Raw genomic sequence first — 17,287 nt, 5'->3', positions numbered from 1 at the left:
ATGAAAAAAGAAAAGAAATTCGTTCAGATTCCCAGCGAAGAAAAAGCACGCATGGTGGCAGAGTGGCTCACCGACAAACAAGGTGAAAACATCGTTATCATGGATGTGTCGAAGATCAGTTCTGTGACGGATATGACGCTGATAGTCTCTGCCCGCGGCGTGAAGCACGCTCAGGCTCTGGCTAATCAGCTTCTGGAGAAAGCGGCAGAGAACAGCATCGAATTTCTGGGTATGGAAGGGCAGCAGACCGGTGAATGGATACTGGTGGATCTTAACGATGTACTTATTCACGTATTTATTGATGAACTGCGCGAATTCTACAACATTGAAGGCATGTGGGCTGAAGCCCCGCGGCTGGAAGCGTAACCTACCGAGGGACGAAGATGGCAGAACCTAAAAAGACTCTCCTGTTGATTCTTGATGGCTGGGGGATAGCTCCAGATGGGGAAGGCAATTGTGTAAGCAATGCAGCGACCCCGTATCTCGACAAAGTACTCGGCGCGTATCCTCATACGGAATTGAGGTGTTCGGGACGGGACGTCGGGTTACCTGATGGATTCATGGGGAACTCTGAGGTTGGCCACATGAATATCGGTGGTGGGCGCGTGATCTATCAGGACATGACCCGAATCGATATGGCTATTGAGCAGGGAGAGTTTGCAGGGAATCCGACTCTGGTAGAGCTGTTTCGCAAAACCAAAGCCGGTAGCGGCCGTCTTCATTTGATGGGGTTGGTTTCTGATGGTGGTGTTCATAGCCACCAGAATCACATTTATGCATTGCTTGAAGCCGCTAAGCAGTATGGGCTTGAAGAGGTTTTCATCCACGTCTTTCTGGACGGAAGAGATACGCCACCCACAAGTGGGCTTGGGTATACTCGTCAATTGATGGAAAAGATGGCTGAGTTGGGGATTGGTAAGATCGCAACAATCAGCGGTCGCTACTGGGCCATGGATCGGGATAATCGCTTTGAGCGTGTGGAAGTTGCCTATAAGGCAATGGTCGATGGCGAGGGTGTTCAGATGTCTGACCCCTTGACCGGTATCCAGGCGTCCTACGATGTCGGTGAGAACGACGAGTTCGTGAAGCCCGGCGTTGTCAGCGGTGTCGATGGAAGCATTGGTGATAATGACGGTGTGTTCTTTTTCAATTTCCGGGCTGATAGAGCGCGAGAAATCAGTCGAGCGTTGTTCGAGCCGGAGTTTGCTGAGTTTGCACGTAACCGCCGTCCGAAATTCGCTGAATTTGCGACTATGACGCAATACGAAAGCTCTTTCCCTCTCCCTAATGCTTTCCCGCCTGAGTCATACGATTCCACGCTTGGTGAAGTCGTTTCCGGATTGGGGATGAAGCAATTGCGGATTGCTGAAACCGAGAAGTACGCTCATGTGACCTATTTTCTCAATTGCGGCCGTGAAGAGCCATTCGAGAACGAAGATCGGGTTATGGTGCCTTCTCCTCGCGAGGTCGCAACTTATGACCAAAAGCCACAGATGAGTGCTGATGAAGTGGCTGATATACTTGTTGATAAGTTTGAAGAGTATGATCTTTGTGTCTGCAATCTTGCCAACTTGGATATGGTCGGCCATACCGGTATCATCAGTGCCGCGATGGAAGCGTGTGTGACTGTAGACGGATGTGTGAAGCGTATCGTTGAAACAGTGTTGGATAAAGGCGGTCGGGTTTTACTGACTGCAGATCATGGCAATGCAGAACAAATGATTGCCGAAGATGGCACTCCACATACAGCGCATTCCACTAATCCAGTTCCATTTGTATACATTGAGCAGGGATGTGAGGACGCAACCCTTGAGAAAGGGATTCTCGGTGACATTGCGCCAACGATTCTCGGGCTTTGGGGGGTAGATCAGCCTCAGGCCATGACTGGTAAACAACTGATCAAAAGGGGATAACCGTGGCTGGTAGCAAACCGTTAACACCTGTGAAACCCGCAGGTATGGAAATGATTTTTCTTTACCCATGCCCTCATTGCAGTAGAGAGGTTCCGCTTATCTCGCCGTCACGTCCTGCCATGGCACAATGTGACGCCTGTCGTGAGAACTTTCCTATTGTTCCAGTGGATGATCGAACTATTCGTTATATGAAAGTCATTTTAGCTGGAGGCAAGGCTGCCATTGATCCTGACTTCCTTTGATTGATGAGAGCTAAGCTCTTAAAGATTCGATAGATAAAAAGGGCGACGTACCTAAGGTACGTCGCCCTTTTGTTGTGCTTTGTATTTTGATTGGCCTCGCTCTTGCTATTCTCTTTCCCGATAATCATTTAGCAATGCGGGGGAGTTTTCGCGATGAAGTCCAAGAATTCCAATTTTTTTAGACTGTTGACGTTCAGTGTTTTTGTGATGATCGGTATGCTGGGCTGTGCTGATCAGGCTGTAGCCAGTGAAGAGAGTGTGACAATTCTGTCAGCAAAAGTTGAGTTGCTGACATGGTCACTGGTTGCTTTGGGTGGATGTTCCGTTTTGGGAATGGTTGGGGTGTGGTTGCTTGTGTCACGTAATAAATCAAATAAAATTAAAATTTTGTCAGATTACATGGAGTCGGTGGGCAATGGGTCTGGTAGCTGTGAATCATTAGCTTCCTTAGGTGACAAAATTGGCGAAGCTCGTGGTGGTATACACCATATTGTTAATTACATAGATGAGTTGGAAAAACGGATCAAATCCAACGAAACTGTCCTATTTGAATCAGAGCAAGCAAAGTCTCAAGCTCAAAAGCAAGAAAAAGAAGCGCGTGAAAAGGGTGAGGCTGCTCGTTGCGAAGGGTTGCTTTCAGCTTCCCGGACCCTTGATGTTTCAGTGCAGGGTATAAGTACCGAGGCCCGAAATTTAGGAGAATCCTCTGACCGTGCATTGACAGGAGCTATGGATCAGCAGCGTTATATCACGGAAGCAGTCTCCGCTATGGAAGAAATGAACTCCACTGTTTCAGAGACTGCTGCCAATGCTGAGGCCGCTGCTCAAGAAGCGGTTCAAACAATGGAAAATGCCGGGAATGGGGCAACTATAGTCAGTAAGACCCTTACATCCATCAGCAAGGTTTCTGGTGATTCTCAGGCTTTGACTGACCGGGTCGCCGGGCTTGGGGAGCAGGCGGAAGGGGTTGGCAAGATCATGGGTGTTATATCCGATATTGCTGATCAAACAAACCTGCTTGCGTTGAATGCTGCCATTGAAGCGGCCCGGGCCGGTGAAGCGGGACGAGGGTTTGCTGTCGTGGCCGATGAGGTCAGGAAGTTGGCTGAGAAGACAATGGATGCCACCAAGGATGTTGGGACGGCAATTGACGGTATTCAGGAGCAGGTTCACCTTACCATCAAGGGAGTGCGGGATATGACTGAGCTTGCTGATGGAGCCGCATCGCTTGCTCATGATTCCGGGGAGGCATTGGAAGAAATAGTCCATTTGGCAGAGAGCAGTGCTGATAGGATTCGTTCTATTGCGTCTGCCTCGTCCCAGCAGTCGATCGCCAGTGAAGAGGTGACGCGAACCATTACCGAGATTCATTCCATTTCACAAAATACAGGTGAGCAGATGGAGTCGGCCATGGCGGCCCTTGGTTCATTAACAGCCAGGGTGGACGAGCTTTCAACTATGACGGGTGTTTTTCGCATGGTAGGTAATGGGACCGTGCAGGATGTAATACGCAGGCTCGCTGCTTCACCGAAGATTCATTCCAAGGATCGTGCACAGCAGGAAGACGCCATGCGTAGTGCTTTACGTGCAAATGAATTCCTTGAACTCTTGTACCTTACCGATGCTGATGGAGTACAGACGGTTAGCAACATGGGAGGAAGAGTCACAGACTTTTCGGAAGACAAAATCGCATATGGTAAAAACTGGAAGGACAGAGCCTGGTTTTCCGGTGCAGTTGAAAACAAGACGTTTTATATATCTGAAGTCTATGTTTCTTCTGCTTCTGGAGATAATTGCATCACCGTATCAAGTCCTTTTTTTGATGAGAATGGACAGGTGAATGGTGTCATTGCGGCGGATGTGAGAGTCTAGACTCTCATTGTTATAATGATATTTCAAACGAGTGAGAGAGTAGGGTCTTGTTTGATGGAAGTTAGGCTCCTTTATATTGCATGAGGGCGTTTCCGATGACGATAAGACCCAGCCCTGTAAAAGTTGATGGCAAAATCGTTTCTCCGATGAGGAAGTGAATCAATATAAGCGGAGACCTCTGCGCATCCCCTTTTCGCGTCCGTGCCTTGCGCTCCGCACCCAATTTGATGTTCTGACCGCACCCCAGCTTGGGCTCATTCCCGGCCTTTTCCTGCCATTTCTGGCCGAAATGCCGGATTTTGGACGCACCTCTCCCTTCAGGCTCGCGCCAGTCGAACAGCTTTTTTCAAATTGAACGCCATGGCGAGGATGTGGAACTCTCCCTCCACCTTCTCACGACCCACGTATCGGGACCGAAAGAATGCGTAGCCACGTTTGAGTGTGCCGAAGGCCCGCTCGACTATTTGCCGAATGCTGCTGATGTCACGGTTGCGGGTCTTTTCGAAGTCTGTCAGCCTGCCGCCACGAGGCGTCTTGTCCATGGTTCCGTCCTCCAAATCGCGATCAAACAGAATGTCCCGGTTCTTCCCGCTGCAATAGCCCTTGTCCGCATAAACCCGTGCGCCGGGATCAAGGCCGACGCCATTCACGAGCCGCTCGAATTCGCCCGTGTCCGAATGGTTCGCGGGAGTGATGTGACCACAGAGCAGAAACCCGTCTCGACTGTCCGTCGCGGCATGGAGCTTGTAGCCGTAATAGGCCCGATTTCTCTTGCGGAGCCAGGCCGCCTCCTCGTCATCCGAATAGCTGACCCGGCAGTCCACCGGCCCATCCTGTTCTTCGGCGTCCTCGGAACGGTCCTCAGGCATCACGTCGATAACCTTGCGCGGCCGCCGCTGCGACTCGACTACCGAGGCGTCCACCACGGCTCCCTCACGGACAAGAAGCCCTTGTCCTTCAAGCTGGCGGTTAAGCATGTCGAGCAAGGAGTCCAGCACCTTCAGGCGGATCAAACCGTTACGGAAACGGCATATGGTGGTCTCGTCCGGCACGTCGTCCTCGATGGAAAAACCGGTAAATCTGACAAAGGAGAGCCGGTCGAGCAGCGCCTGCTCCACGCCCGGATCACTCAGGTTGTACCAACGCTGCAAGAGCAGAATCTTGAACATCGCCAGAGGCGGATAGGCGGGATTGCCCACGGCGTTGGCCTTGCGCCTGATCTTCTTGCACAGAAAGGCGTTGATGGGCTGCCAGTCGATGAGTTCGTTGATCTCATCCAGAAATGTGGTCTTGGTTCTGCGGTGCCCCAGGAAGTAATCACCCAACCGAGGTCCTTTCTGCCGAATAGCCATGCCTTCCTCCTTTGGATGGAGAAATAATAGCATAATAAATCAAATAGTTAAAGAGTAAAAGTGTGGGATTTGCCGTGCAGAGGTCTCAAGCGACAAAAAAGGTGACAGGAAAATAAGATTCGCTATCCGTGCTGTCCCTCCACCATCAGGTTTGGCTGCATACTTCATGGCGGTGAGCCAGAGTACGAAAGTGATTCCCATCTCGAAAAGCCCTACGTAGGCGCCTCCTGCAATAGCTTCAAGTGTCAGCGTCGGCATTTGGGAGTATATTAGTGTCGCTATGAATATGAGCGGCAGGGCTGTTGAGAAGTTGAGGAAGAGCCCGACAATGGGGTCAATTATACTTTTCGTGTTTCCTATCCAGTACAAAGCCCAGATGATCGTCGATGTCAGGGCGAGTGTTACTCCCATGGGGTTGGAAAAGTTGAGAGAAAGAATCTGGCCGTGCGTTGATATGATCAGCACCCCTGCATAACTGATCAAGATGGCAACGACCTCTTTGAACCGTAGTTTCTGGCCGAGCAGTGGGACTGACAGAATCGAAAGAGTAATGGCCCAGGTGTAGTTGAGTGGTTGAGCTTCCTGGGCGGGAAGCAAGTCATATGCTTTGAACAAAATAATGTAATACAGGAATGGGTTGAGTACTCCCATACCGGCTGCAAACAGATATTGTCTTGCAGAAAGATGGCGTAGGGCGGTGATTTTCCCCTGAACAATAATTATGGAACCCAGGACCAACAGTGACACTGTGCAGGCGCACAGCAGCAGTTGGATTGGATCAAGATGGCGTAGGGATATCTTGAAGGCTGAGGCGACAGTGGACCAGATGCCCACTGTCGCCAAGCCGTATAATAAGGCTTTTGTGCTGTTGGTCACACTAAATAATTACATGCTTCTTGATGTGGCTGACCACTTCATCCGGGTCATCGGTGACCTTGAAAAGATCCAGGTCATCTTCGTGGCAGAACGAGTTGGTAACAAGCTGATCCTTGAACCAGTCGACAAGGCCACCCCAGAATTCGGAACCAAACAGGATAATGGGGAACGGCTTGATGCGATGTGTTTGAATAAGCACCAATGCTTCGGCCAACTCATCCAGAGTACCATAACCGCCAGGCAGGGCTACATATGCCATTGCGTACTTGATGAACATCAGCTTACGAATGAAAAAGTACCTGAAATCACTGCGGATATGCAGGTATGGGTTGTTGTGCTGCTCCATCGGCAGGTGGATGTGGAGTCCGATGGACTCTCCTCCATTTTCGAACGCTCCTTTATTTCCAGCTTCCATAAGGCCTGGGCCGCCGCCCGTGATCACTGAGTAGCCGGCTTGAGAGAGTTTTTTGGAGATTTCCACGGTCTTTTCGTAAAGGGGTTCTTCCGGCTTGACTCTGGCCGAGCCAAACAGGGATACCGCCGGACCGATATCAGAAAGATTTTCGAAACCATCGACGATTTCGGACATGATTTTGAAAAGTCGCCACGATTCCTGAATGGAAAGGTCGTCGATGAGAAACTGTTTGGAGCGCTGGGTCATGGATATCTCCTTGGTGCGAGTTTGATTACATTATGCATCATGATAGATAGTTGATTGATCGTCGTTAATGATGCATGTAGTTTGAGGATGGATAATGGGTGATATCATCCCGTATGTTTCTCAATACACCGATTTTTTCCCTTTCGGAAGTGGATTATTGCACAGATGGTTGGAAGAATCGGATGAAAGGACGATTTATGAAGATTACCTTTATGGGCGCGGCCCGGACTGTCAGTGGATCCTGTTACATAATCGAATGCGCCGGAAAGCGGTTTGCCATTGATTGCGGGTTGCATCAGGGAAATAAGGAAATTGAAAAAAGAAACTGGAATTTTGATGCGTATGACGCAAAGAATCTTGATTTCATACTGATCACGCATGCGCATATAGACCATAGCGGCTATCTCCCCGCGCTTGTTTCCAAAGGGTATAAAAACCCCATCTACTGCACGGCCCCAACACGTGATCTTCTGGAGATAATGCTTCTTGATTCAGCACATATTCAGGAAATGGAAGCAGAGTGGAGCAACAGAAAGCGGCAGCGGGTGGGGATTCAAACCATTAAAGCCCTCTATACGATTAATGATGCGGAAAACACTATCCCCCTGTTGGCGACGACTGAGTATGATCAGGTCTTTGAACCTGCTCCCAATATCAAGGTAACGTTCAAGAACGCCGGACATATTCTGGGGTCAGCTTTTATCGAGATTGAAGCCATAGAAGATGGGAAAGTCGTTCGATCGGTATTCTCGGGTGACCTTGGACGGCCTGAACAGCTTATCGTTGAAAATCCGGATGATTTTGAAGCTGCTGACTATATATTTATCGAGTCGACCTATGGCAATCGCAACCACCCGGCAGAAGAGGAAAGTCTCGAACAGTTGGCCGCAGCTATTGAGTACAGTTACTCGAACAGAGAGAAAGTGGTCATCCCTGCCTTCGCTGTCGAGCGATCCCAACAAATAATCTATTCGCTGTTTCTTCTGAGCAAACAAGGGCGTTTGCCTGCTGATATGCCAGTGTACCTGGATAGTCCCTTGGCGATTCGTGCCACTGAAATATTTAGAAAACATCCTGAATTCTATGATGAGCAGACGCAGGAATTCATCAAGAATGGTGATCATCCCCTTGATCTTCCCAATCTGCATTTCACGGAAAGCAAGGAGCAGTCCCAGGCGATTAACGAATCCAAAGGCCCCGCCGTTGTTATTTCAGCCAGTGGCATGGCTAACGCTGGTCGCATAAAACACCACTTGCGTCATAATTTATGGAAAGCTGGTGCAAGCGTGGTTTTTGTTGGTTGGCAAGGGGTCGGAACTCCGGGCAGGAAGATTCTTGGCGGTGCTAAGAAAATTAGGATTTTTGGTGAGGAAGTGGCTATTAATGCCAAGGTTTTCACCATCAATGGATTTTCTGGTCACGCTGGACAGGATGATCTTATGGACTGGCTGGGTACCATGCGGGGCAAGTCGGTGAAGGTTTTTCTTGTCCATGGTGAGGCAGAGGTCCAGAAAGAATTTGGTGATCTCATCACCAGTCGTTTCGGATTCGAAGTACATATCCCTGAATACATGGAAGAGTTGGAGCTGGAGCCAGGCGTGGAACATGCTCCAGTCATCGACATGGAAGTGGCCCGGCCCCGTGTGGATTGGGAATACCTGCTCAAGGATTCCGAGTCGTTGTATGACGAACTTCGACAGCGGGTTAAGGATGTGGAGAATCGTCCATGGGTCGATCAGGTGGAGCTGCGTGATAAGCTGCTCGACGTTAACCGCGAGATCATCGCGCTGATTTCTGAGATGTAAATGCGTATTGTTGGTGGTTTATATAAAGGTCGGAAGCTAAAGACCTGTGAAGGACCGGGGTACCGACCTGCAACCATGAAAGTCAGGGAATCAATATTCTCCATGCTCATGGCGCGGGGCGTTTTCTTTGAAGACGTGCGCGTCATAGACATGTTTGCAGGGAGCGGTAGCCTCGGTATTGAATGTTTGAGCCGAGGGGCGGAGACAGCCTGGTTTGTTGAAAAAAACAAAAAAGCTGCGTCGCTGATCCGAAGCAACCTCAAAGAACTGAAAGTCCCTGCTCGCAATGCAAAGGTTGTTACAAAAGACCTGTTTTCCTTGTTGAGCAGCCAGCCTGAAAAACCTTTTGACTTAGTTTTCATTGACCCGCCATACGGTAAGGATTTATTGGTTCCCGCTTTGGAAAAAGCTTTGGCCAATGGATGGATAGCAGATGACGCTTTTGTGTTGGCCGAAGTCGAAAGTACAGTGAAGGCTCCTGATGAAGGAGCTGTAGCGAATATGGAACTTATAACCGACCGTGAATACGGCCAGACCAGGATATTGTTATGGCGGAAGTGAACCCCAAGTTGGCAGTCTATCCCGGAACGTTTGACCCTTTGACAATGGGACATGTCAGCCTCATTCGACGCGGGCTGAAAGTCTTTGATAAAGTTATATTGGCAGTGGCAGAGAGTACCCCCAAGAAAACGCTGTTTTCCATTGAGGAGCGACTGGAGCTTGCCAAGGAAGTGTTCAGAGATGAGCCCAACCTGACTATCGAGCCTTTTAACAACCTCTTGATTGATTACGTGGAGGATAAAGGCGCCGGTGTAATAATGAGAGGGCTGAGGGCTGTCTCGGACTTCGAGTACGAATTTCAGATGGCGTTGATGAACCGAAAACTCGAGCGAGAGATCGAGACGGTGTTCATGATGACCGACTTCAAATGGATGTACCTCAGTTCCACCATAGTCAAGGAAGTGGCTAAATATGGTGGCGATGTTTGCGGGCTTGTCCCCGGTCCTGTAGTTAAAGCTCTTCAGGTCAAATATGGCATGAAGTTTGGCTGTGGGTCCAAGGAGTAGTCCGAATGAGTGAGGCGCCGCCGATCGTTTGCATACTTGGCCCTACGGGGACAGGTAAGACTGCCGCAGCCATAGCTGTTTCTCGTCGCATACCTGCCAGCGTGATCAATTTCGATTCACGACAGGTCTATGCTGACTTCCCTCTTATCACCGCCCAGCCCGATGCAGAGGAGCAGGCAGCCTGTCCGCACTTGCTGTATGGTTTTCTTCCTACTGAGGAAAAAATGAATGCTGCCCGCTTCATCGATCTTGCCATGCGCACTATTGATGAAGTCCGAGCAGAGGGCCGTTTGCCGATACTGGTTGGTGGAACCGGGTTGTATTTGCGCTCGCTGTTGAGTGGCATTGCCCCAATTCCAGAAATACCGACAGATATTCGAGAGTCGGTCCTTGAAAGGGTACGGCTTGAGGGGCCGCAAAAGCTGCATGCCGAATTGGATTCGGTAGACCCTGATTATGCTGCAAAGATCCACCCGAATGACTCACAGCGAAATGCGAGAGCAGCTGAAGTGTATTTGGCAACCGGTCATACTATGACATGGTGGCACACAAATAGTGAACACAAGGCGGCGCCATATACCTCTTTGAAAATAGGTGTGAGCATCGAACTGAATACCCTGGAGCCGAAGCTGGCTCAACGGATAGATGCGATGATTGCCGGGGGTGCGCTTGATGAAGCCCGCTCTGCAATGGCAAGGAATGCTGATCCTGCCGCTCCCGGCTGGACAGGAATCGGATGTGCCGAAGTCCTGGGCTATTTGCGTGATGAGTATACCTTGGAAGAAGCCAAGAAGCTTTGGATCAAGAATACTCGAGCTTATGCCAAAAGACAGATCACATGGTTCAAGAAAGAAGAAAACATTAATTGGTTTTCTCCTGGCGAAAATGACGCCATAGCTGATCTAGTCGAAACCTGGATCAGGGACAGAGGTTAATCCTCGGCTATAAGGGCTAACTGTGAAGGGGAGAGCGCCCAGTTGAGTTGGCCCGCCTTTTCAGAAAAAGAATAATCAATCTGCATTAATCCGCCATTGGTGATGCTCAAGTTCATTTTATCGCTACCCACAAGAAGGTATGATGCGATTTGAGCGAGTGACGGCAGGTGTCCGGCAATGAAGATGGAATCCAAGCCATTGTATTCTCGTAAGAATGCAATGGCTTTCAATGGATCAGCCATTGCTTTGACGGAGTCCGAGATTTCAATGCGGCGTACTGGATATCCTGTGTGTTTTGCAATGATCTCGGCCGTCTGTTGAGAGCGTGTTTTGCGACTGGCGATAATCAGTTCAAATCTCAGGCCGAGAATCTTGGCTGCCTTTGCTGATTTGGTCACCTGCTCTCGCCCGAGGGGGCTGAGCGGCTGATGGGCATCGAGTTCCTTTGGTAATGAGGCTCCGTGCTGCATGAGGTGTATAAGCATACTCGCTCCCAATGATAGTGTTTGATAAAGACTAGCACTGCCGGAACGACACGGCAAGCCGCTTGCGGAAATCGGTCAAGCGCGATACATGAGGGCAGTTTTCCAAGTCATAGCAACCTTTTTTTGATTACCAAGGACCCTACATCATATGTCTTTGAGAATAATTCTTCTGTGTCTCGGTATAGTGCTTGCTTCTCCTGGTGTCGGGGTAGCCTTTGACGGCTACGTGCAAACATTTGAATCCAACGGGACTATCACATGGGGCAATGGCGCCATCACAGTGAAGCGGTCAATTGAGCAGCCGGAAACGGATGATGGGGAGGTAGCGGTTCTCGATCCTCTTGTTACTCGAAAAGCTGTTTCTTCTGCCAGAAAGCAGATGCTGGATATGATCCTGTCCACACGGATAGATGCCAAACAGACCGTTCACTCCTACCTGACTCAGGAGCCGGAATTGGCGACTGAAGTTCGTGGAGTAGTACAGAATTCTCCTCTTGAACGCCCTGCTGTTTTCGATGGGGTCGGCGAGGTAGTGGCTTCTGAGATTCTTCGAGGTCGTCTGGCCGATCTGGTGTTGCCCACGACCATTCCGTTTCAGAGCGGCATTCCCCCAAAGCTTGCCACTACATCGGAAGAAACTGATGCTGAAGGCGGCGAACTCCCCGAGGAAGCGGGTGGTGGAGCCGGTTTGTTTACTGGACTGATTATTGATGCTTCTCATCTTCAGATGACACCAAGCCTGACACCTGTTGTATATGGACAGGATGGAATTGGTGTGTATGGAGCTTTCATGGTGAGCCGGGCTAATGCCGTGGAAAAAGGGGTGGTTGCTTATTCTACCACTGCCGATCCGCTGGCTTTGAAGACTCGTGTTGGCAACAACCCACTCCTCATTCCCGCATCAAGTGCTTTTGGTTCCTGGCGAACCGATGTAATCATTCCCACTCCCATGGCACGATTGGCCCGGGCTATTTTGCAGTCGCATGAAGTTGTTGCAAATTGTCGTGTCGTCATTGTCATGCCTGTGCCTGAATCTTCTGAAGATCCCGAAGCTGTTGAAAATGTTCTGAAATCCGAGGATTTGCAATAAAATGAATTCGTTAAAATATGTTTTTTTCGCTTTAATCTTGAGCGTGGTTACGGTTTCAACAGCATCTGCGGGCGTTGTTGAAGTCTTTGTCCCGGCTGATCCTGAGACATCGGTTATGGCATTGAGAAACAAGGCCATGACAGAAGGGTTTGCCGAGGCCCTGTTGCAGGAAAGTTCACTTATTTTGCCCGGGATTATGAGTGAAGAGCGAGGGACTTTGTTCAAAGAGTACATGGTCACTCGATACAAGCCATATATTCAGGGATATAAAGTCGTATCAATGCATTCGGGTGAAGAGGGTGTTAACCTGACGCTTGATGTGCGCGTTAACAGGAACCTGCTGCGCTCAGCACTGCATAACATGGGGTTGTCTGTCACCTCCACTGAGCCCCTGGGTGCTTCTGTCTCTTTGCCTGAGTCCTTTTCGGAGGAGCAGATTTCAAGTGTTCAGGGATTCATGACTCTGACGGGTATTCGCAATACGCCTGACGCCTTTCCCGCTTTTTATTTTGAGCCTGGACCTGAAGGGACTTTCAAGGGGCGTTTTGAAACTGAAGACAAAGAGTGGACTGCCGTTAGCAAGGATATTTCCGTTGTCTGGTTTACTCTTTGGAGCCGTTATTTCAAGCAGCTTGCCGACAAGAGTGTCGCCAAGGACAAGGAAGTGCTTTCCGTGAACGGGTGGTTTTCCTCTGATGCAGCGCTGGAGTTTGATGCCCGGTTGCGTGGATGGGAAAACGCCGTGCAGGAAGTTGAGCTGGTTGAGTTGGACATGCTGCCGTCTGGAGTCGGTGGAACCTGGACGCTGCGCTATATTGATGCACAGAGGTTCCGTATGCTCTTGCAGTCTTATCTGCCGCAGCGCGGCTTGACCTATCAGTTGGCGGGAGATTCCGTAAAAGAATAGGAGTTGCCGTGGGGCGGGATGCTATTTGGACAGTTCCCAACATCCTTACGATAATCCGGATTCTTCTGACCCCGGTGTTCGTGATGGCTTATATCAGCGAGAACTTCACGCTTGCGTGGATCCTATTTCTGGTTGCAGGGCTGACAGATGCTCTGGATGGTTTTTTGGCCCGTATTTGGAACCAGCGTACGCAGTTGGGGGCCATGCTTGATCCTTTGGCGGACAAAGCTCTTCTTGTTACGACATTTATCTGCCTTGCCGTGAAAGGGTGGTTGCCAGCCTGGGTTGCCGTCCTTGTTGTCAGTAGGGATGCCATTATCATTGGCGGGCTTTCAGTCCTGAATTTTTGGGGAGTGGACGTCCGCAGCAGAATCAGGCCCATCTGGATCAGCAAATTCAACACGGTAGCTCAGATTTTCTTGGTGTTTTTCGTTATGGTCAGTCGTACCTTTGGATTCGATTCCCCGCTTTTTCTGTTTTTTCTCGTTTGGCTGACAGCACTGACCACGATTCTATCCGGAATTGCCTATGTTCGTCGCGGTTTTGAGCTGTTTGCTGAGAATTCACCAGAACCGAAATAACATCCCCATCACGATTTTTGGAAAAACAAAAAGCCCGGCTGCATGTGCAGTCGGGCTTCGATCTTTTTCATAAAGGGAAAGACTAGGCGTCTTCCTTCTTTTTTTCTTCTTCTTTTTTAGGAGTAACGTCGATCTCCTCGGGCTCGTTGGAGGCTTTTTTGAAGTTGCTGATAGCGCGGCCTACGCCATCGCCGATCTCGGGCAATTTCTTGGCACCGAAAATAACCAGGACTATAACAAGGATAATTAAGAGTTCCCAAACTCCGAATCCACCAATCATATATTGCCTCCAAAAGTAAAAGTCTTCATTTCATGAGTGATAGTGGCTATACACCTGACATAGTGTGAGGTCAAGAAGATGGCTCGTTTTGATTTGCCTAAAATTGCGAATGAAAAGGAAGCCGTCTGCCTTTACAATTACTGGTATGGGCTTTACATCTTCTAAGCAAAATCAACCACTATTCCGACTTTGCTCAAGAGTTGGCACATGGTTGGTCAAGGAAGTGTAATGGCTGAAATAGAGAAACTGCCGGGATTGGGATGTCGTCATTTTGCGGCAGGGCGCTGCCTGTATCAGGAGCACCTGAATCCTGGATACAACCAGAAGTGGCGATGTCGAGTCATTTCTCGTTGGGAAGCTGCCTTTGATTCTTTTGTGGAACGTGCCGAATGTTTCAACGTTTCGCAGGAGGCCGTGCCGGATTTGTGGCAGATGCGGTTCAGCCGTATGGCACGGGAAGTTTTGCAGTGTGAAGATTATGTATTCCACCAGGAAGGTGGGGTAGTTGATTGTACTCATGTACAAGATGATATTTGCGTGCTTTTGCTGCCTCTGTGCCAGGGGCGATGCCGCCATTATTCCCTCAATAAGCTCGAGGACTGAAGGAGTCTTATATGTTGCTGTCGTTTCCTTACATGCATTCGGTTCTGTTGTCGGATAATCTCCCTGATTCGCTGGTGGTATTTGACCCGGGCGTTTCCGAGGAAGAGGGTGCGTTTCGCCCTGCCAATCTCCCGCTGGAGAAAAAGGTAGCCATGGCCCTTATCAATGACTGCATCCGATTCGGTGAGCAGTTCAAGGATCCGAGTGAAATGGCGTATTTTGGCGCAGTGACTGCCGATGACTATTATGATGGGTCCTCCATGTCGATTCAGGCCCAACTGACTCGTCAGTTCGATGATGGGACTGGCTCCAAGCAAGAACGAGAATTGAAGGAAGCCACCTCGAAAGCACAGTTCGTTCTGTTGTTGGCGTGGTTTTTCGAAGAAAAAATGATTGAGTTGGCATCAATCGAAGATGGTGTCAGGAATTCATGGAAATCCATGGACAAAACTCTTGGCGTTGACGAAGATGATCGCATTGATGAGCGTGTCCTCGATCTCGGTAACCGTGAGAGCCACACCGGCGGAGCCTCGGACGAGCAAACTGTTCCTTTGCCGTGGAAGCGCATCGTTGAAGCACTGCCAGCTTTTATTTCTGAAGACACCACGCTGCTGTGTACGGATAGTCAGATTATTAGTGAATGGGATGATATGGAAATTTCATTTGCACCGGCAGACACGGTCGATGGGTTGCCGGAAGGGGCTGAAGTAGCCACTTGCCCGGCATGGGTTTTTGCAGGGCGCAGGCGTGAACCGGCTGATCTTCCCTTTGCGCTGAAAAATATTACTGTGGCGATAATTCGATAATTCAGGAGATTTCATGGCAATAGCCAATCAACTTATGAATACAAGCTTGCTCGAAGGACTGAAGTGTGTCGTCTTCGACTGTGATGGCGTTCTCATCGATTCGTTGCAGGCCAACATACATTATTACGGAAAGATCAAAGAGCAGCTTGGGTTGTCTCCGATCACTCCGAGCGAGATCGAGTATGTGCATATGCACACGCACAAGGATGCCATCATTCATATTGTGCCTGAGGATAAACTCGAAGAGGCATGGGAAGCGACCAGGAATTTCGACTCTTCGACGCTTGTTGAGTACCTCAAGCGTTCCGAAGGGGTTCGCGAGTTTGTGAGTTGGCTTCGCAGTGCCGGATTCAAAATGGCGGTTAATACCAGTCGAGGGGAAACCATCGACTTCATATTGAGTCTTATGGACCTGGAGGGCTTTTTCCATCCGGTCATCAACTCCACAAAAGTGGTGACCCCGAAACCGCACCCGGAAGGAATAAACACCATTTTGGGTGTTCATGGTTTGCGCCCGGATCAGGTGGCATATATTGGCGATTCCCTGGTGGATGAAAAGACGGCTCAAGCCTCTGGGGTTCGGTTCTGGGCATACAAGGATCAGAGACTTGATGCGGAAGTGCATATTGAAAGTTTCTGGGATATTAAGGCCGCAATGCAGCAATGCTATCACGGCGATCCTTGCGCGTTTTAGGACTTGATTATTGCACCTTGGTGTGCGAAATTACAATCATTGATATTACCGGCAGTGGGTTATGACCCATGCCTTCTGGAGGATTCATGGACTTGATTGTCCGCGCTATAGCGACTGTACTTGGTTTGGTTCTCAACGCCTATTTCTGGATTGTCATCATATCCGCGTTGCTTTCCTGGGTGAATCCTGATCCGTACAATCCCATCGTGCGCTTTTTGCGCGGTGTGACTGAACCGGTTTTCTACAAGATTCGCTCAATCATTCCTTTCGCCGTTGTGGGCGGCATAGATCTCTCGCCTGTGGTGGTCCTTCTGGCCATTAAGGTGTGTGAGATCGTTGTTGTCGGCAATCTCATGCGGCTTTCCTTTTCTTTGGGCACTGGCGTTCCAATGTAGTGATGCTTTACTTCAAAGAGGTTTCTCTTGAAGGAGGAAGACATGACCGTTTCCAAGATTGATTTACTCAATAAGCAGTTTTCCCGTCGCATGTTCGGGTATTCAACCACTGAAGTTGACCAGTTCATGCTTGAACTGGCTGAGGTTCTTGGTAGTGCCGCGGACATGCAAAAGGGCTTGCGCAAGAAGATCAAGCGGCTGGAAAGGGCTGTCAAAGAGTATCGCCAGAGGGATGAGACATTGCGGGACACCTTGATATCGACCCAGAAAATGGTGGATGATCTCAAGGTCTCGGCTGGCAAAGAAGCGCAACTCATCATTGATGAGGCGCGTGTCAAAGCTGACGCCGCTGTGCAGAGCGGTCACAACCGTATTGCTCAACTGCACGAGGAAATTGAATCCCTCAAAAGACAGAGATCACAGTTTGAGATTCAGTTGAAAGGGTTGCTCAAATCGCACATGGAGATGATTGAGTTGAGCAATGGCCCTGAAAAGGAAAAAACTGAAGAGTTGGAGTCGAAGCTCAAATACCTCAAAAAGGTAGAGTAGTGACCGTGAACGCTCTTGTTCGTCTGTGATAGTAAAAGGTTACAGATTATATTTGACGGATAAAGGTATGTCGAAGCACACTGGAAGTGGTTTAAGTCGGCATCAATTTTTTAATCGCTTTATTCGGAACGTGGTCAAATCATAAATCCAACAGTTTTTGTTGCATTTTTTTAG

At 49.4% G+C, this 17,287-nt stretch carries 21 protein-coding genes; 16 read left to right on the top strand and 5 right to left on the bottom strand.

The window, feature by feature from the left end; translation table 11 throughout:
• The 4 genes from rsfS to DPRO_RS04425 all read left to right on the top strand — a co-directional run bounded on the left by rsfS (window position 1) and on the right by DPRO_RS04425 (window position 4,027).
• On the top strand, window positions 1–366 hold the full coding sequence (rsfS, locus tag DPRO_RS04440; RefSeq protein ID WP_097010977.1) for a ribosome silencing factor: 366 nt from the start codon (window positions 1–3) through the stop codon (window positions 364–366).
• A 17-nt stretch (window positions 367–383) separates the two neighbouring features.
• On the top strand, window positions 384–1,913 hold the full coding sequence (gpmI, locus tag DPRO_RS04435; protein WP_097010976.1) for a 2,3-bisphosphoglycerate-independent phosphoglycerate mutase: 1,530 nt from the start codon (window positions 384–386) through the stop codon (window positions 1,911–1,913).
• 44 nt (window positions 1,914–1,957) lie between these two features.
• Window positions 1,958–2,155: a hypothetical protein gene (locus DPRO_RS04430; RefSeq protein WP_097013643.1), complete on the top strand. Its 198-nt coding sequence runs from the start codon at window positions 1,958–1,960 to the stop codon at window positions 2,153–2,155.
• A gap of 153 nt (window positions 2,156–2,308) precedes the next feature.
• A complete protein-coding gene (locus DPRO_RS04425) occupies window positions 2,309–4,027 on the top strand; it encodes a methyl-accepting chemotaxis protein (protein ID WP_232005704.1) in 1,719 nt (572 codons plus the stop codon).
• Between the two features lie 317 nt (window positions 4,028–4,344).
• On the opposite strand, the gene DPRO_RS04420 is transcribed toward DPRO_RS04425, so the two are convergent.
• From DPRO_RS04420 to DPRO_RS04410, 3 genes are read right to left on the bottom strand one after another with little or no spacing between them, the layout of a single operon-like run.
• Window positions 4,345–5,412, bottom strand: a complete 1,068-nt coding sequence (locus DPRO_RS04420; protein WP_097010253.1) for an IS5 family transposase — start codon at window positions 5,410–5,412, stop codon at window positions 4,345–4,347.
• A gap of 6 nt (window positions 5,413–5,418) precedes the next feature.
• Entirely contained in the window at window positions 5,419–6,255 is an 837-nt protein-coding gene (locus DPRO_RS04415; protein WP_097010975.1) for a DMT family transporter, read from the bottom strand.
• Window position 6,256: 1 nt separating this feature from the next.
• Window positions 6,257–6,916, bottom strand: coding sequence for an LOG family protein (locus DPRO_RS04410; protein WP_097010974.1), 660 nt, complete (start codon window positions 6,914–6,916; stop codon window positions 6,257–6,259).
• A gap of 197 nt (window positions 6,917–7,113) precedes the next feature.
• On the opposite strand from DPRO_RS04410, the gene DPRO_RS04405 reads away from it, so the two are divergent.
• The 4 genes from DPRO_RS04405 to miaA are packed head-to-tail and all read left to right on the top strand — an operon-like array spanning window position 7,114 to window position 10,723.
• Window positions 7,114–8,721 (top strand): MBL fold metallo-hydrolase RNA specificity domain-containing protein, encoded by a 1,608-nt coding sequence (locus DPRO_RS04405; RefSeq protein WP_097013641.1) that lies wholly within the window; start codon window positions 7,114–7,116, stop codon window positions 8,719–8,721.
• Complete coding sequence (gene rsmD, locus DPRO_RS04400; protein ID WP_097010973.1) at window positions 8,722–9,282, top strand: 16S rRNA (guanine(966)-N(2))-methyltransferase RsmD; 561 nt, start codon at window positions 8,722–8,724, stop codon at window positions 9,280–9,282. It abuts the gene before it with no gap.
• Window positions 9,270–9,788 (top strand): pantetheine-phosphate adenylyltransferase, encoded by a 519-nt coding sequence (coaD, locus tag DPRO_RS04395; protein WP_097010972.1) that lies wholly within the window; start codon window positions 9,270–9,272, stop codon window positions 9,786–9,788. The genes rsmD and coaD overlap by 13 nt, the downstream gene beginning before the upstream one ends.
• A 5-nt stretch (window positions 9,789–9,793) precedes the next feature.
• Window positions 9,794–10,723, top strand: a complete 930-nt coding sequence (miaA, locus tag DPRO_RS04390) for a tRNA (adenosine(37)-N6)-dimethylallyltransferase MiaA (protein WP_097010971.1) — start codon at window positions 9,794–9,796, stop codon at window positions 10,721–10,723.
• Here miaA and sixA read toward each other — a convergent pair.
• Window positions 10,720–11,208 (bottom strand): phosphohistidine phosphatase SixA, encoded by a 489-nt coding sequence (sixA, locus tag DPRO_RS04385; protein WP_097010970.1) that lies wholly within the window; start codon window positions 11,206–11,208, stop codon window positions 10,720–10,722. The genes miaA and sixA overlap by 4 nt on opposite strands.
• 148 nt (window positions 11,209–11,356) lie before the next feature.
• On the opposite strand from sixA, the gene DPRO_RS04380 reads away from it, so the two are divergent.
• From DPRO_RS04380 to DPRO_RS04370, 3 genes are all read left to right on the top strand, one after another.
• On the top strand, window positions 11,357–12,298 hold the full coding sequence (locus DPRO_RS04380) for a hypothetical protein (RefSeq protein WP_157917368.1): 942 nt from the start codon (window positions 11,357–11,359) through the stop codon (window positions 12,296–12,298).
• A gap of 43 nt (window positions 12,299–12,341) precedes the next feature.
• Window positions 12,342–13,205, top strand: coding sequence for a hypothetical protein (locus DPRO_RS04375; protein WP_162291144.1), 864 nt, complete (start codon window positions 12,342–12,344; stop codon window positions 13,203–13,205).
• A gap of 83 nt (window positions 13,206–13,288) precedes the next feature.
• A complete protein-coding gene (locus tag DPRO_RS04370) occupies window positions 13,289–13,786 on the top strand; it encodes a CDP-alcohol phosphatidyltransferase family protein (protein WP_232005702.1) in 498 nt (165 codons plus the stop codon).
• An 82-nt stretch (window positions 13,787–13,868) separates the two neighbouring features.
• Here the strand turns inward: DPRO_RS04370 and tatA are convergent, their stop codons facing one another.
• Entirely contained in the window at window positions 13,869–14,066 is a 198-nt protein-coding gene (tatA, locus tag DPRO_RS04365) for a twin-arginine translocase TatA/TatE family subunit (protein WP_173806740.1), read from the bottom strand.
• Window positions 14,067–14,294: 228 nt separating this feature from the next.
• Between tatA and DPRO_RS04360 the strand changes: the two genes are divergently transcribed.
• The 5 genes from DPRO_RS04360 to DPRO_RS04340 all read left to right on the top strand — a co-directional run bounded on the left by DPRO_RS04360 (window position 14,295) and on the right by DPRO_RS04340 (window position 17,113).
• Complete coding sequence (locus tag DPRO_RS04360; protein ID WP_097010966.1) at window positions 14,295–14,669, top strand: hypothetical protein; 375 nt, start codon at window positions 14,295–14,297, stop codon at window positions 14,667–14,669.
• Window positions 14,670–14,680: 11 nt separating this feature from the next.
• Complete coding sequence (locus DPRO_RS04355; protein WP_097010965.1) at window positions 14,681–15,475, top strand: hypothetical protein; 795 nt, start codon at window positions 14,681–14,683, stop codon at window positions 15,473–15,475.
• Window positions 15,476–15,488: 13 nt separating this feature from the next.
• On the top strand, window positions 15,489–16,169 hold the full coding sequence (locus tag DPRO_RS04350) for an HAD family hydrolase (protein WP_097010964.1): 681 nt from the start codon (window positions 15,489–15,491) through the stop codon (window positions 16,167–16,169).
• Window positions 16,170–16,255: 86 nt separating this feature from the next.
• On the top strand, window positions 16,256–16,564 hold the full coding sequence (locus tag DPRO_RS04345) for a YggT family protein (protein ID WP_097010963.1): 309 nt from the start codon (window positions 16,256–16,258) through the stop codon (window positions 16,562–16,564).
• 42 nt (window positions 16,565–16,606) lie between these two features.
• On the top strand, window positions 16,607–17,113 hold the full coding sequence (locus DPRO_RS04340) for a DivIVA domain-containing protein (RefSeq protein WP_097010962.1): 507 nt from the start codon (window positions 16,607–16,609) through the stop codon (window positions 17,111–17,113).
• The last annotated feature ends 174 nt before the right edge of the window (window positions 17,114–17,287 follow it).

The sequence above is a fragment of the Pseudodesulfovibrio profundus genome, from assembly GCF_900217235.1.
GTDB classification, from domain to species: Bacteria; Desulfobacterota; Desulfovibrionia; order Desulfovibrionales; family Desulfovibrionaceae; genus Pseudodesulfovibrio; species Pseudodesulfovibrio profundus.
The sequence above is the reverse complement of the archived record's forward strand: the minus strand, read 5'-3'. Positions and strand labels throughout refer to the sequence as shown.